The following is a 14,317-nucleotide window of genomic DNA, read 5'->3' as shown; positions in this document are numbered from 1 at the left end:
TTTTTAATTATGCTGGATATGATTTCGAAAAAAATGACCGCAGCAAAGCATAGTATTAGAATTAAATCTATTACTATGCTTCAACTGCGGTCATGCCTAATTTAATAGTAACAATCCACAACTAGAAGCTATTTCATCGTATCAGCAAGTGCCTTATACCATAAAGCACTCTTCTTGATGTAACGTTTCTGTGTTGCAAAATCAATAAAGAATAAACCATAACGCTTATTATATCCATTGGCCCATGAGAATTGGTCCTGAAGCGACCAGATGAAGTAACCGTTTACATTTACACCTTCGTTACGTGCTTTCAAGATAGCTTCCAGATGCTGGTCAACGAAATCGATTCGTTTATCATCATTGATAATAGTATCTTGAGTAGCATTCTCTGGTAATTCTTCTTTAAGACCTAATCCATTTTCAGTAATAAAGATTTCTTTACTATTTGGATATTCTGAACTGACACGCTTCAAAATATCATATAAGCCATCTGGGTAAATATTCCAATCCCAATCGGTGGTTGGAATATCAGGATTTTTAACTGCTTGACCAACTCCTTTGAATTTGAATGATGAAGTTCCTTTAGTACCGGTACCATTGAAATGATTAGTACTCTCGCCGTTATATGCAGCAAAGAATGATGGTTGATAATAATTTAAGCCAAAGTAATCATTTCGCGTAGATGCCTTCTTTAAAATATCCATGTCGCCCGGTTCAATGTCCAAATGCGCATCGTTTGCCTTTAAGATTTCATTGATCAATTTCATCGTCTTATCGGTATATTCGCCTTTGAAAGTTCCATCAAGCAAAAAGGCATTCATGAAAGCATCGCTCAAGTCGGCAGCATGTTGATTTTCTGCTGTATCTGGATATGGATAAACTGGTTGCAAGACGTGAATCAAGCCAATTTTTCCATCATAGCCGCCATCTTTAAACAAATTGACGACTTTAGCGTGTGCTAATAATTCATTGTGTTCTGCCTGAATGGCACTTGTGACATCGAATTTATGATTTGGTGGGAAATTACCTTGGATATATTGTGAATATGCTAAAGAAATCAATTCATTGATTGTAAACCAATGCTTAACTTCTTTGAATTCGTCGAAACAAAACTTCGCATAATCGACAAAATAATCAATATTCTTACGATTCAACCAGTCGCCATCATCAAATAAAGTCTTCGGCGAATCGAAATGATGCAAGGATACATAAGGTTCAATCCCATTATCAAGACATTCTTTGAATAATCTATGGTAGTAATCGATGCCTGCTTGAACAGGTTTGCCATAGCCATCAGGAAAAATCCTCGTCCAAGAAATGGAAACTCTAATTGCATTCAAACCATATTTTTTCGACAAGCGAATGTCTTCTGGGTATAAATGATAGAAGTCACTAGCAGGATCTGGTGCAAAACGACCTTGAGCTTTTAAATAGTCATCCCACATCGTCTTGCCTTTACCATCAACTTTAGTAGCGCCCTCAACTTGAAAGGCAGCTGTAGCGCCACCCCAAACGAAGTTCTTAGGTAATTTTTTGACCCGTTTTAATTCAATACTCAAATCAAGACCTCCTCTTATTTCATGTTTAAATTACGTTCAATTTTGTCGATTCGTTTGTATTCATCAATAAAGAATTTGACTTCATCCATCAACATCATTGTAGTCATCAATGTATCTTGGCCGTGAACCATGATGAAGGTAACATCCATATCTTCGCCGCCGGCTTCTTTACTCAAAAGCTTCGTTTGTTCATTATGTGCATCAACGATTGATTGATTAGCTTCTCCAACGCTTGCATTAGCTTTATCAAACTCACCTTTTTGTGCATATTGCAGTGCTTCAATCAAACTAGTTTTAGCGTCTCCAGCATATGCGACGATTGAAAAACCCGTCATTGAAATTTCTTCTTTAGTTGCCATAATAATCCTCCCTGAATTATCTACGATTATCTTTCTTGAATTAATCTCTGAATGTGAATTACGAAATAAACTAGCTCATTGTTATTCAAATTGATTTGCAAGCGAGCTTGAATCTTGTCACATATTTCATTTGCTATTCGATAAGACTTTGGATAAATCTTTTGAAAATCAGATTCAATACTTTGGTTCAACGCACGATTATCTTGTTCATTGGTGCTGATTCTTTGAACTAAATATTGTAAGTGAATCATCAGTCGGTCAAAATAGTTCTGATTAGTGATATTTCTCGTAATACCGTATTCCTTAAAAACACTCTGTACTATTTGGTTAACGCCCTTGCCAAAATCCTCCTGATCTTCTGTTTTTTCTTGCTCAGGATTTTCACTGCCACGAGCATTAATAAAATGCAATGCAATTGCCTTAGCTGAATCTTTTGGGAAATGAACATTTAAATCATGATTGATCATACTCACAGCTTTATCAGCAATCGCATATTCAGTTGGATAACGATCACGAATATCAGGAACGGTACTCTTTTCGTATTTTCCAGCTATTAAATGTTTGTAAGTCTGTGAAATATGGTCAGTCAATGTTACATAAATATAATCGAGAACTGGATAATGAAACTCCTTTTTCGCCATTTCAATGATGGCAAATCCTGTCATGGTAATGTCAATCGGTACATCCTTTAACAACGTGCCAAATCTTTGCTTCGCTTCATCGGTGTTCAAGTAGAAAATCCGTTCCACACGTGTTGGCGAAACATTGTCCCCATGCCGCTTTTGAAACCCAACACCTTTACCTTGGATAATTGCTTGATCTTTTCGACCAACGTCCACAAGCACAGTATTGTTATTGTAGACTCGATTTACTACCAACAAAGCTTTCCCCCCTTTCTCGAAAAAAAATGACCATAAACTTCGCCCTTTTAGCGGAATTCATGGTCATGCCTAATTTAATAGTAACAATCCAACGATTTATTCAACTTACGAGTTCAGTATAACCACCAAACCGATTTTTGTAAACGCTTTAATTATAAAAATTATTATCCTTTATCATATTAATATAATTTTTTTATCTATATTTCAAATGAATGATAAATTGTTGATTCCAAAATAAGCTGAAAAATCTATTATTTTTTTCTGTAATTGAAATTAGAATAATAAATAATTTGATAAAATATTTTTTAATTTTAATTTTTCTAATTTAAAGCTGTCATATCACAACATTAAGCGGTTTAAGCTTTTATTCAATGTAGACAAAATTAAATTAATTCTAATTTTAACTACCAGTTTGCTGAAAAATGCTTTAAAATGATATTTAAGCTCACATTTGAAAGGAGATCTTTAACGTATGTCGAACTCATCACAAGCTATTGAATCCAAAGCATTTTATGCTAATCCTAATCGATCAGTTGCTGTTATTAACTATAACGAGGAATACATCCAAGATGTTTTCCAGTTAATCAATAGTAAAGGATTCTATAATTTAGTTGACTTATACCTCCAAGCAAGTCAACAAGCTGTTACTAATAAAGTTGAGGGACTATCCGCCGATTCGTATGTCAATATTTTGAAAGCTGTCCTAATCGACGATAAACCAAATTACGAAAAATATGGTAACGAACAAATTTTGAAAAGTATTGAAGACTTTTATTCATACTACCGTTCATACTTTAGAGTCTCTCTAATCAATAAACACAGTAGTGCGATCGTTAAAGGAAACTTCATGAATATCGATAATCGGTTTAATGAAGTCGTTATCCACCTCTATCGTTCTATTGAAGAAAAACTCCAAGGATTTTCTAACCGCACATATCGTCAAATCAACGCTGGTACTAACGCCTGTGTTTTGACGCAATCAATCAAGTGGGATACACCCGCTAAATATCAATCACTCGAAAGTATTCGCTTTTTGGATACTATCATGCTTCGTCCCCCAATGATGATGCACACTAAGAGTAACAAGCGTGAAGGTGTCTTCAGCGAAGTTCCTGACAACCCTATCGAAAAATTTGATGGCGACCAAAAGGATTGGTACTGCTTCCCAGCAAAAATTGGTGAAAGTTTAGCCTTCATCTACTTCCACCGCGACTATTTTGTCAGTGGAATTGCTCTAGCTAACCTCTTTGAAGTTGCTGATGAAGCAAGCGTTGCCGGTAAAAAGCCAGATGAAATCATCTTGTTTGGTCTTAAGAAAACTGAAGGAGATGTCAGTCACTATTATCACGATACCGATAATGATATTTGGGTCGGCGAAGTGCCATATAACGACAAGACAACTTACTTTGGCTATATGAAGAAAATGTGCTTAACAGTACATAACTTACACATGATTTATGAAAATCGTTTGCCAATCCACGGCTCAATGGTTCGTATCAGCTTCTCCAATGGCAAAACTAAGTCAGTTGTCTTCTTCGGTGATTCTGGTGCCGGAAAGTCCGAATCAATTGAAGCTCTACAAGAAATTGCTGACGATAAAATCATCAGTATCGAAACTATCTTTGATGATATGGGTAGTTTTGCCTTTGATGAACAAGGCAATATCTACGCGCAAGGAACTGAAACTGGTGCCTTTGTTCGACTTGACGATTTGAGCAGTTCAGTTGCCTTCAATAACATGGATCGTGGTATCTACTTGAACCCTGAATTGAAGAACGCTCGTGTCATCTTGCCAGCTAATACTTACAAGCACGTTATCGAACACCACGAAATCGACATGTGGGTCTACGCTAATAACTATGATAAGGAAATCGGCTTGCATCAATTCCCTGATGAAGAACATGCTAAAGCAACCTTCATTGCTGGTAAGCGTAAGGCTCTAGGAACAACTGATGAAGTCGGAATGACAACGACCTTCTTTGCTAATCCATTTGGACCAGTTCAAGAAGAAGAAAAGACTCGTCCCATCATCGACAAAGTCTTTAACAAACTTTATCATGACAAGGTCTACGTTGGAGAAATCTATACTCACCTTGGCTACGATAAGTCAAAATCTAGTTTGCATGAATCAGCTAAAGAATTACTGAATGAATTAATGAATAACTAATTACAAAAACCATCTGTCAACTTCGACGGATGGCTTTTTTAGTGATTAAAAAAAGGAACATCTTCAATGATACTTATTATGTATCGAATAAAAAGATATTCCTTTATTTATTATTATTGTATTTTTGATTGATTTCTGTTGTTAGTTTTTCTAGAGCAGCTGCTAAATTAGGACGATCATTCGATTTTTTTAAGGCTTTAGGATTATTCAAAACATATTTATCAGCGTCCGGTCTTTTAATCCAAAAATTATATTGTGGCACATCGATCATATAGGAATTATGAATCGTAAAGCCACTTTGTTTCAGAGCCATATTATAATCAGTCGCTTCATCTAAGTGGTTTGGTACTAAACCAGCAATAATTTTTGAACCAATGTCTGGCAGTGGAAATTCTTCATTTTTGACCAACATTTCATGATCGAAATCTTTCGGCTTACTCATATTGGCATACCAGTGATCAAATGAAACTAATCCACCCTCAAACGCAATATAAATATTTTTGCCTTTAAGCTGCGTGTCGCCGCTTAAAACTTTATCGATATGAATCGTTGCTTTGGTGTAAGCCATATTTTTAGGACTATTCATTCGTTGTAAATTATAAACCGTGCCCTTAATTACAGCTTTACTGTGATTATCCAACTGATCCATTGTTGTACCGACATAACTCTTGCCATTGTTAAAGCCATCGCTTTTAATGACATCCGCATTTACGATTCTTTTTTTCCAGATATTTTGATTTTTCTTAATAACTAAATTAGGACGTCCGATTTCTTTAGCTTGTGGTTTTATGGATCCTTGTAACGTCTTTATTCCGAAGACAGATAACGGTAAAACAAATACTAACAGTATTAAAGCAATTAGTGTTTTTTTCATCGCAATACTCCTCAGGCCCCATTATCGCACGTGTTGCAGCCATCTTGTACCGCGATTATTTTATATAATTTACTGAAAAATTAATAACTAGTTAAAATGGGCTCACGACCGGTAGTTTGGTCTTTAAAGTATTCATACTCGCAAAGTTCGCCATACGAACCGGATATATTGGTAATGTTTTTATAGCCTAAATTATCCAAAGCTCGAACCATATTGTAACTACGTTGACTAGATTGACAGTGAATATAGACTGGTTCTGTTGTGGGAATCTCATCTAGTCGATCTCTAAATTGACTCAAGGGAATATTAACCGAAGTCGTAATATGACCAGCTTGATATTCATTAGGTTCACGCGCATCAATGATAAAAGCGTTTTTCTCAACTAATTCTCTAACTTTAGTGACCGGTACTTGGCGATATTCATCATTCAAGATGTTTTCAGCCACTAAACCGACCATATTGACAGCATTCTTAGCTGTACTGAACCAAGGAGAATAAGCTAATTCTAGATGCGTCAAATCCGATACTCGACCATGCATCGTTATCATAGTTGCCAAAACGTCAATTTGCTTATCGATTTGCGAATGACCTATCACTTGAGCACCCAAAATCTCGCCACTAGGATAACCAAAGACTAATTTCAAGAAAATCGGCGTTGTATCAGGCATAATGCTGACACGATTTTTTGGTATAACGGTAGCAAAACGGTACTCGATGTTGTTTTCTCGACAAGCTTTTTCAGTCAAACCAGTTGAAGCCACATTAATGTCAAACAAATGAATGACTTGCGTGCCGATGAAGCCCTGATTATCAACTTTTCTGCCATAAATATGGTCCACTGCATCACGGGCTTCCATTTGAGCTGGAAAGGCTAAAGCCAGACGTGATTTTTGACAAGTTTGACGTTGCGTCAATTCAATTGCATCCCCAACGGCATAGACATCAGGAACAGTCGTTTCATAATGTTGATCGACTAAAATTGAACCCGTTTCCCCTAATTTACAGCCAATCTTAGTAGCCAAGGTCGTATCCGGTTTGACCCCGATTGCCATCACAACAACTTGTGCAGGAATTTTTTTACCAGAAGCCAATTCAACTTCTTGGTCAGAAATTTTGGCTAATCCATCATTGACAATAACGTTCACGCCATTATCATAAAGGTGTTTTTGAACAATTTGAGCAAAATCATCATCGACTGTTCCTAAAACATGCTCAGCTGCTTCAATCACAGAAACATTTTTACCTGCTAAAGTAAGATTTTCACCGACCTCTAAACCGATAAAGCCACCGCCAATAACGGCCACGTCTTGGACTTTATTTTCAGTTAAATAACTTTGCAATTGCTTAATATCGACCACATTGCGAATTGAAAAGACATTCTTATTATCAATTCCTGAAATTTGTTTTGGCATGATAGGCTTGGCACCTGGTGAAAGAATCAATTCATCATAAGGAACTTCTTCTAACAAATCAGTTTTTACATCTCTTACTTGAACGGTCTTTTCAGCTGTATTGGCACCGATAACTTCCTTATTGACCTGAGCATCAATATTATATTGAGCCTTGAATTGCTCAGGCGTTTTTAAAACGATACTGTCAGCATCAGGAATCACGCCGCTTAGATTATAAGGTAGAGAACAGTTAGAAAAAGAAACATTGGGTCCCTTTTCAAACATGGTTATCTTTGCCTTTTCATCCAAACGTCGTGCTCTTGCAGCAGCTGAAGCACCGCCACCGACACCACCAACAATTACGATTCTTTTACTATTCATTATCAAATCTAGCCCCTTTCATCTAATCTGCCTAAACTATAACGCAAAAGATTTTTTAATCTATATTTGGAACAACTGATATTCAAAACCCAAACTTGTTAAAAATTTAAACAAGCCTTCACAACCAATAAAAATCGTCTTGGTATTATCGTTGGGGTGAAAAGTTAATGGCAAGTTGCCCACAATATCCTTTTCAAAATAAACCTGTACATCTTTTGATTGATTGTTCAACAAGCCAAAAACCGAAACGAATCCTGGTTTCAATTTTAATTTTTCCCATAAAGCATCTTCTGAAGCAAACTTAAGATGCCTTTGATTAACAATTTGAGCAAAATTTTTCATATCAAGCTTTTTTTCATCAGCCATAAAGACTAAATAGAAATCACGCTTCTTATTATCAGTCAAAAAAAGCGACTTAGTCTTGACGCAAGGTCGATCAATGTATAAATCGGCCTCCTTTGCTGTATAGACTGGCGGATGTTCAATCATCTCAAAAGGTATTTTTAATTCTGTCAGTTTTTCTTGCACTCGTTCAGCTGGATTCATTGTTTTGGCTCCTTCAACTTGATTTTAATTTTCTTCATGCATTAAATTAAGCAAAAGTTCCACAAAAAACATTGGAATTGATTGTGAATCAACTACTGAACGATTAGAAAATGATGAACCCGGTAAAAAAATGGTATTGTTGAAAATATCTGCCAATTCAGCTTTTTGATTAAGAGTAATTAAAAAAGAATTCTTCGGCATATTCATAACAATATCAGGTAAAAAGTTTGAAAAATTTTGTTTATTACCACTAATAGAAAATAATACTAACGTGTCCTCCTCTTTCATGGATCTAGTAATATGGGCGGAGGTTATATATCCATTTGAGTAAATCGAAGCCTTGCCAAAGTCACTTAAACCATAATAAAGTTCTTTAGCTGGCAACGAGGATTGATAGTTTCCTATAAAATAATTTGTTTGATCATTCAATAAACAATCGATTAGATTGTTTATTTTTTTTTCATCAATTTGCGATATTTGGCCCATTACATTGACGTAATCATTCACATAATCGCCAACTACTGTATTCGCATCCCGATTCTGTCGGCCACTACGCAAGAAGTTAACCATTTCAAAACGAAAATCTTTGTATCCTTGAAATCCCAACGTCTGACAAAATCTTAATACAGCTGAAGTAGAAGTATGAGCTTCCGTTGCTAATTTCGTGATAGTAAATCTTTCAATATTTTCTGGATACTGCATAATGTACGAACTAACTTTTTGTTCTGATTTTGAAAGTTTTAAATGACGTGCCTCAATACTCTCAATGATATTCATGGCAGAACCTCCTTGATTCTTTTCATATCCCAACTTTAGTTATCAGTGACAATTTTGTCAATTTAATACTATAATTTTGTCATTTATCATTGACAACGCTTACAATAGCTATTACTATGATGACAGTTGGTAAAATTGTTAAATAATTTTGACAATATTGCCATTTATTTAGGAGGCAATATTATGGATTATAAAAAGCTTGGCGCTGACATCGTTAAAAATGTTGGTGGCGTAGATAATATTGATATTTTAGTTCATTGTATGACACGTTTGAGATTTAACCTAAAAGACGTTTCAAAGGCTAATAAAGAAGCCCTCGAAGATCTCGACGGAGTTTTAGGCGTCACATATGCTGGCGGACAGTATATGGTCATTTTAGGAAAAGATTTACTTCCTACTTATCAGGCTATTATTAAGGATTTTGATATTCAGACTGGAAAGAACACTGATGAAAATCTTGATAATTTAGATACTAAAAAAGAACCCCTTACTTGGAAAAATGTTGGTGGTAAGGTAATCGGTTTTGTTTCAGCATCAGTTACTCCTTTACTTCCTGGGTTGATTGCCGGAGGTATGATGAAAGTTGCTCTATTATTAGTAGTAACTTTTATATCTCCACATTATGCAAATACATCATCTTACCTATTATTATCAGCTATTGCTGATTCACCATTTTACTTTATGCCCATTATCGTTGCATATGGCGCTGCCACCAAAATGGGAGCTACACCAGTGTATGCAATGGTTGCAACAGCTTCACTATTACACGGTAATTTCACAACATTAGTAACTGCTGCCAAACATGCCACATTATTTGGCATGAGCGTCAAAATGCTCAACTATGGAAGTACTTTGTTGCCAGCACTTTTGATTGCCATTACAGCTTATTATGCAGAAAAATTCTTTAATAAGATTGTTCCAGGAATTTTCCGTTCAGTCTTTGTCGGAATGGGAACGATTTTTGTTTCTGGTTCTTTGGGATTCTTAATTTTAGGACCTCTAGGTAATATGTTAGGTCAAGGTATTGCTTCAGGATTCATGTTCTTGAATAGTACCGTTGGTCCTTTAGCTGTTGGTTTATTAGCTGCATGTTTACCTTGGATGGTTATGGCAGGTATGCATACTGCTCTAACTCCTTTTATGCCTCAATTACTAAGTAATCCTGGTTACGATGCAATCTTGCGTCCAGCTTTCCTACTTCACAATATGGCTGAAGGTGGAGCTAATTTAGGTGTTGCTGCCAGAACTAAAAATGCAAAGTTCAGAAGTGAATGTATTTCTCTTGCTATCGGTTGTATCGTTGCCGGTGTTACTGAACCAGCTATTTATGGTGTCAATTTGAAATATCGTCGACCAATGTACGGCGTCATGGCTGGAGGTTTCGTTGGTGGCTTTATTGCCAGTCTACTTGGTGCCAAAGCTTACGTGATGGGATATTCTAATGTTTTAGCTTTGCCAATTTTCCAAAAAACAATTATGGCTATGGTCTTTGGTATCATTGCCGCAATTGCAACTTCAGCTGTTGTGACATTTATTCTAGGAATCAAAGAAGAACCCTCTAAAAATGTTACTAAACCCGTTCAGGAAACTTACCCTGACGATGCCATTGTTTCAGTCAGTGATGGTACTTTAATGAATATTGAAAATGTTAACGATGAAGCTTTCTCAAGCAAGGCTTTAGGAGACGGCATTGCTATCAAATTGAATAATGATTTCGTTTGTTCACCAGCCAATGGTACTTTGGAAACTATGTTCCCAACTGGACATGCTTTTGGAGTATTGACTAATGAAGGCGTTGAAATGTTGGTTCACATAGGATTAGATACCGTTAAAGCTAAAGGCGATGGTTTCGATGTCCTAGTTAAACAAGGTGAAAAGGTCCGTGCTGGACAACCAATTGTTCGTGTTGATCGAGCAAAATTGAAGAAACAAGGCTATGATTTAACAACAATGTTAGTAATTACTAATGATAATAATCAAGAAATAGATTTGAAACAGTCAGGTGACGTTAAAGTTGGAACTGCACTAGTTTAATATTGGAGGAATAAAATTATGTCAAAAGAATTACCAAAAGGATTTCTTTGGGGTGGCGCAACCTCAGATTTTCAATATGAAGGTGGATTTAACGAAGGCGGTCGTGGTATATCATCACATGATTATGAAACCGATGGATCTAAAGAACATCCCCGCCACCATACGATGAAGATGCCTGATGGAACGTTAATTGAACCAAACAGTTCATTCATTTTGGCCGACTCTGTTCCTAAAGAAGCTCAACCAGTTTTCTTAGATGACCAATATTATCCAAGCCATAAAGCAGTTGATTTTTATCACCATTACAAAGAAGATATTAAATTAATGGCGGAAATGGGTTTCAACGTTTATCGTTTTTCAATTTCTTGGAGTAGAATTTTCCCAACTGGTGAAGAAGAAAAACCAAATGAAGCTGGTTTAAAATTTTATGACAACGTAATCAACGAAATGGCCAAATATAACATGCAACCACTGATTACAATCAGTCACGACGAAATGCCTGTACATTTAGCATTGAAATATAATGGCTGGACTTCTAGAAAAGTTATCGATGCTTATGTTAAGTATGCTAAGACCCTCTTTGAACGCTTTGGCAATCGTTGTAAATATTGGTTAACTTTCAATGAAATAAATGCTGTTCGTGGATTTGGTCCTACCGGAGTTAGAAACGCTAACGGTCAAGATAGGTATCAAGCTGACCACAACATGTTCGTCGCTTCCGCTAAAGCAGTTAAATTAGGACATAAACTGGTACCTGGTAGTCAATTTGGAACTATGTATGCCATGAGTGAAATCTACCCTGCTACATGCAAACCAGAAGATATGTTCCATCATCTCCAAGAACACCGAGAAAATTGGTACTTCATTGATATTATGGGACGTGGATATTATCCAAGCTACGCTGATGAATTGCTGAAACGTCATGGAGTTAAAGATTTACATATGGAACCAGAAGACAAACAAACTTTAAAAGAAGGTCAACTAGACTTCATTGCTTTTAGTTATTATCGTTCAAATACTACTAAAAAAGGCGACGACTGGTTCAATGTTGGTGGAAATCCTAACCCCTACCTTAAGGAAACCCCTTGGGGTTGGCCAGTTGATCCACTTGGATTAAGATATTGCATGAACGAAATTTATGACCGTATCCAAAAACCTATCTTTATTGTTGAAAATGGTATGGGTGCAATCGATAAAGCTGACGAAAATGGTTATGTTGAAGATGATTATAGAATTGAATACCTTCAAGAACATCTCAGTGCAATGGCTGATGCCATCAACATCGATCACATCCCTTGCCTTGGCTATACAATGTGGGCCCCAATTGATTTGGTTTCATTATCGACTGGTGAAATGAAGAAACGTTATGGATTTGTCTACGTAGATATGGACGATAAAGTTAACGGATCATTGAAGCGGACTCCTAAGAAATCTTTCAATTGGATGAAACATATTATTGAAACAAATGGAGCTGCCTTAGATTAAAAAAATTTATAGTTCAAAAAAATATCACCTATTAGAATCGTAAACTCTAATAGGTGATATTTTTTTGAACTTTTACGCTGTAGCAACTTTTTTATTGTCAGATGTTTCAGCACGTTTTAACCCAATGCCTGTGAATCCACTGAGAATGGAAAGCAATGGCGATAATAAACTGAAGAAACAAAATGGCAAGAAGGATAGTGTGGGAACGCCTAAGGTATTAGCAACAAAGGCTCCAGCAACTCCCCAAGGAATCAAGTAGTTGATAACTGTTCCTCCATCTTCCAAGACTCGACTTAAGGCTAGATTATCTAAACCACGTTTATTAAAGGTTTGTTTGAAGGCTTTTCCAGGTAGAATCACTGATAAGTATTGCTCACCAACGAAGATGTTAACGCCAATTCCTGAAAGAATCGTAGCTGTAATAACAGAACCTGGTGTTTTGAGTTTTTCAGATAATGGTTCCATAGCTGTTTGAATAACGTTGAACTTCATTAAAAGTCCACCTAATGACAAGGTTAAGAAAATTAAGGAAACAGTGCCCATCATTGAACTAATGCCTCCACGAGTCAATAATGCATCAACACTAGCATTTCCCGTTTTTGAAACAAAGCCATTTTCGATGAATCCAGCGATACTCTTAACTGAAGTACTTGGTTTTTCAACAAAAATCATTCCGACTGTAATTGTAATATTTAAAATTAACGTGGCGATAGCTGGCACTTTCATAATTGAACAGATAAACAAGATGGCGATTGGTAAAATGGCCCACCATGAAACAACAAAGTTGTTATTTAAAACATTCAAAGTCGTATCGATTTTACTTAAGCTAGCTCCTGAACCAGCATTGCCTAATAATGTGTACAAGATCAAAGAGATAAAGAATGCGGGAATCGTGGTCCACATCAAATTCTTGATATGGGCAAATAAATCATCTTCAGCGATGGCTGATGCCAAATTAGTCGAATCTGACAAGGGTGACGTCTTATCTCCAAAGATTGCTCCAGAAATAATTGCTCCAGCAACTAAAGCTGGATTCATACCTAAAGTTTGTCCCATTCCAAAGAGTGCGATCCCGATGGTTGAAACGATGGTAAAGGCACTTCCAATGGAAGTTCCAATCAAAGCACAGACTAGAAAGACTGAGGGTACGAACCACTTAGCAGAAATTAAGTGGAATCCAGCAACCATCATGGAAGGAATGATCCCGGATGCAATCCAAGTTCCAATTAAGGCACCAATCAGAATAAAGATAAAGATGGGAATGATACCATTTTTAACGCCGTCTGAGATGCCGTCGAAGATTTTATCCCAGCTATTGCCACGAACTTTGCCCCAAAGCATCAATAAACCGATAACTACTAGTACCGGTGTCTGTGGTGATAGACCGAATTTAATTACGCCCAATCCTAGGACGATTAACATTATGACTAAAATAGAGATTGCTTCTCTAAAACTTACTGTTTTTTTGCTCTTATTCATTTTAATTCCTCCGATTTTTTTATCTATTGCTAGTAAAAAATTAATATCGAGGATTACCGCCACTCGTATTCAACATATCTCTTACCCCTTGGTATAAAAAAAGTCCCTGCTGCTATTATGCAACAGGGACGATTTACCGTGGTACCACCCAGCTTGAGAATAGTTTAGTCTAAATAAACCATTGCTCCACTCTTGAGAAATAACGAATCTCTCTTCCGCTTGGATAGTCCAAGTAACATCTGGTATTTCATGAATATACCCTGACCGGTTCGCATCATCCACCGGCTTTCTTACGCCCAGATACATCACTAATTGTTTCAGATATTGATATGAATTTATTTGATTGACATCAACATTAACAACTTTATTCTCCCATGTCAACAT

11 protein-coding genes are annotated in these 14,317 nt (G+C 36.4%); 3 read left to right on the top strand and 8 right to left on the bottom strand.

All coding sequences use genetic code 11. The annotated features are described in order from the left end of the window. Positions 1-128: 128 nt before the first annotated feature. Genes lacG through FHL05_RS06935 form a run of 3 tightly spaced genes read right to left on the bottom strand, consistent with a single transcriptional unit; the run spans position 129 to position 2,799 of the window. The gene (lacG, locus tag FHL05_RS06945) at positions 129-1,559 is read right to left on the bottom strand and encodes a 6-phospho-beta-galactosidase (protein ID WP_153522342.1); all 1,431 of its coding nucleotides are present in this window, start codon (positions 1,557-1,559) and stop codon (positions 129-131) included. Positions 1,560-1,573: 14 nt separating this feature from the next. Next, a complete protein-coding gene (locus tag FHL05_RS06940) occupies positions 1,574-1,918 on the bottom strand; it encodes a PTS lactose/cellobiose transporter subunit IIA (RefSeq protein ID WP_153384679.1) in 345 nt (114 codons plus the stop codon). A 26-nt stretch (positions 1,919-1,944) separates the two neighbouring features. Next, positions 1,945-2,799 (bottom strand): PRD domain-containing protein, encoded by an 855-nt coding sequence (locus tag FHL05_RS06935; RefSeq protein WP_153384678.1) that lies wholly within the window; start codon positions 2,797-2,799, stop codon positions 1,945-1,947. Between the two features lie 472 nt (positions 2,800-3,271). On the opposite strand from FHL05_RS06935, the gene FHL05_RS06930 reads away from it, so the two are divergent. After that, positions 3,272-4,966 carry a phosphoenolpyruvate carboxykinase gene (locus tag FHL05_RS06930; protein WP_153384677.1) on the top strand — a complete coding sequence of 565 codons (1,695 nt, stop codon included), beginning with the start codon at positions 3,272-3,274 and terminating at the stop codon, positions 4,964-4,966. Between the two features lie 103 nt (positions 4,967-5,069). Here the strand turns inward: FHL05_RS06930 and FHL05_RS06925 are convergent, their stop codons facing one another. From FHL05_RS06925 to FHL05_RS06910, 4 genes are all read right to left on the bottom strand, one after another. Next, positions 5,070-5,840 carry a hypothetical protein gene (locus tag FHL05_RS06925; protein WP_153384676.1) on the bottom strand — a complete coding sequence of 257 codons (771 nt, stop codon included), beginning with the start codon at positions 5,838-5,840 and terminating at the stop codon, positions 5,070-5,072. Positions 5,841-5,920: 80 nt separating this feature from the next. Then, positions 5,921-7,612: an FAD-dependent oxidoreductase gene (locus FHL05_RS06920; RefSeq protein ID WP_153522340.1), complete on the bottom strand. Its 1,692-nt coding sequence runs from the start codon at positions 7,610-7,612 to the stop codon at positions 5,921-5,923. Positions 7,613-7,672: 60 nt separating this feature from the next. Then, positions 7,673-8,158: a prolyl-tRNA synthetase associated domain-containing protein gene (locus FHL05_RS06915; protein ID WP_153522338.1), complete on the bottom strand. Its 486-nt coding sequence runs from the start codon at positions 8,156-8,158 to the stop codon at positions 7,673-7,675. Positions 8,159-8,182: 24 nt separating this feature from the next. Beyond that, positions 8,183-8,935, bottom strand: a complete 753-nt coding sequence (locus tag FHL05_RS06910; RefSeq protein WP_153384673.1) for a MurR/RpiR family transcriptional regulator — start codon at positions 8,933-8,935, stop codon at positions 8,183-8,185. Positions 8,936-9,118: 183 nt separating this feature from the next. Between FHL05_RS06910 and FHL05_RS06905 the strand changes: the two genes are divergently transcribed. Beyond that, positions 9,119-10,969: a glucose PTS transporter subunit IIA gene (locus FHL05_RS06905; protein WP_153384672.1), complete on the top strand. Its 1,851-nt coding sequence runs from the start codon at positions 9,119-9,121 to the stop codon at positions 10,967-10,969. 18 nt (positions 10,970-10,987) lie between these two features. After that, on the top strand, positions 10,988-12,454 hold the full coding sequence (locus tag FHL05_RS06900) for a glycoside hydrolase family 1 protein (protein WP_153522336.1): 1,467 nt from the start codon (positions 10,988-10,990) through the stop codon (positions 12,452-12,454). Between the two features lie 72 nt (positions 12,455-12,526). On the opposite strand, the gene nhaC is transcribed toward FHL05_RS06900, so the two are convergent. Continuing rightward, a complete protein-coding gene (gene nhaC / locus FHL05_RS06895; RefSeq protein WP_153522334.1) occupies positions 12,527-13,933 on the bottom strand; it encodes a Na+/H+ antiporter NhaC in 1,407 nt (468 codons plus the stop codon). Positions 13,934-14,317: the final 384 nt, after the last annotated feature.

The sequence above is a fragment of the Companilactobacillus halodurans genome (assembly GCF_009600995.1).
In the GTDB taxonomy this organism is placed as follows: Bacteria; Bacillota; Bacilli; order Lactobacillales; family Lactobacillaceae; genus Companilactobacillus; species Companilactobacillus halodurans.
Note: the sequence above shows the minus strand (reverse complement) of the source record. Positions and strands in the feature narration are given on the sequence as shown.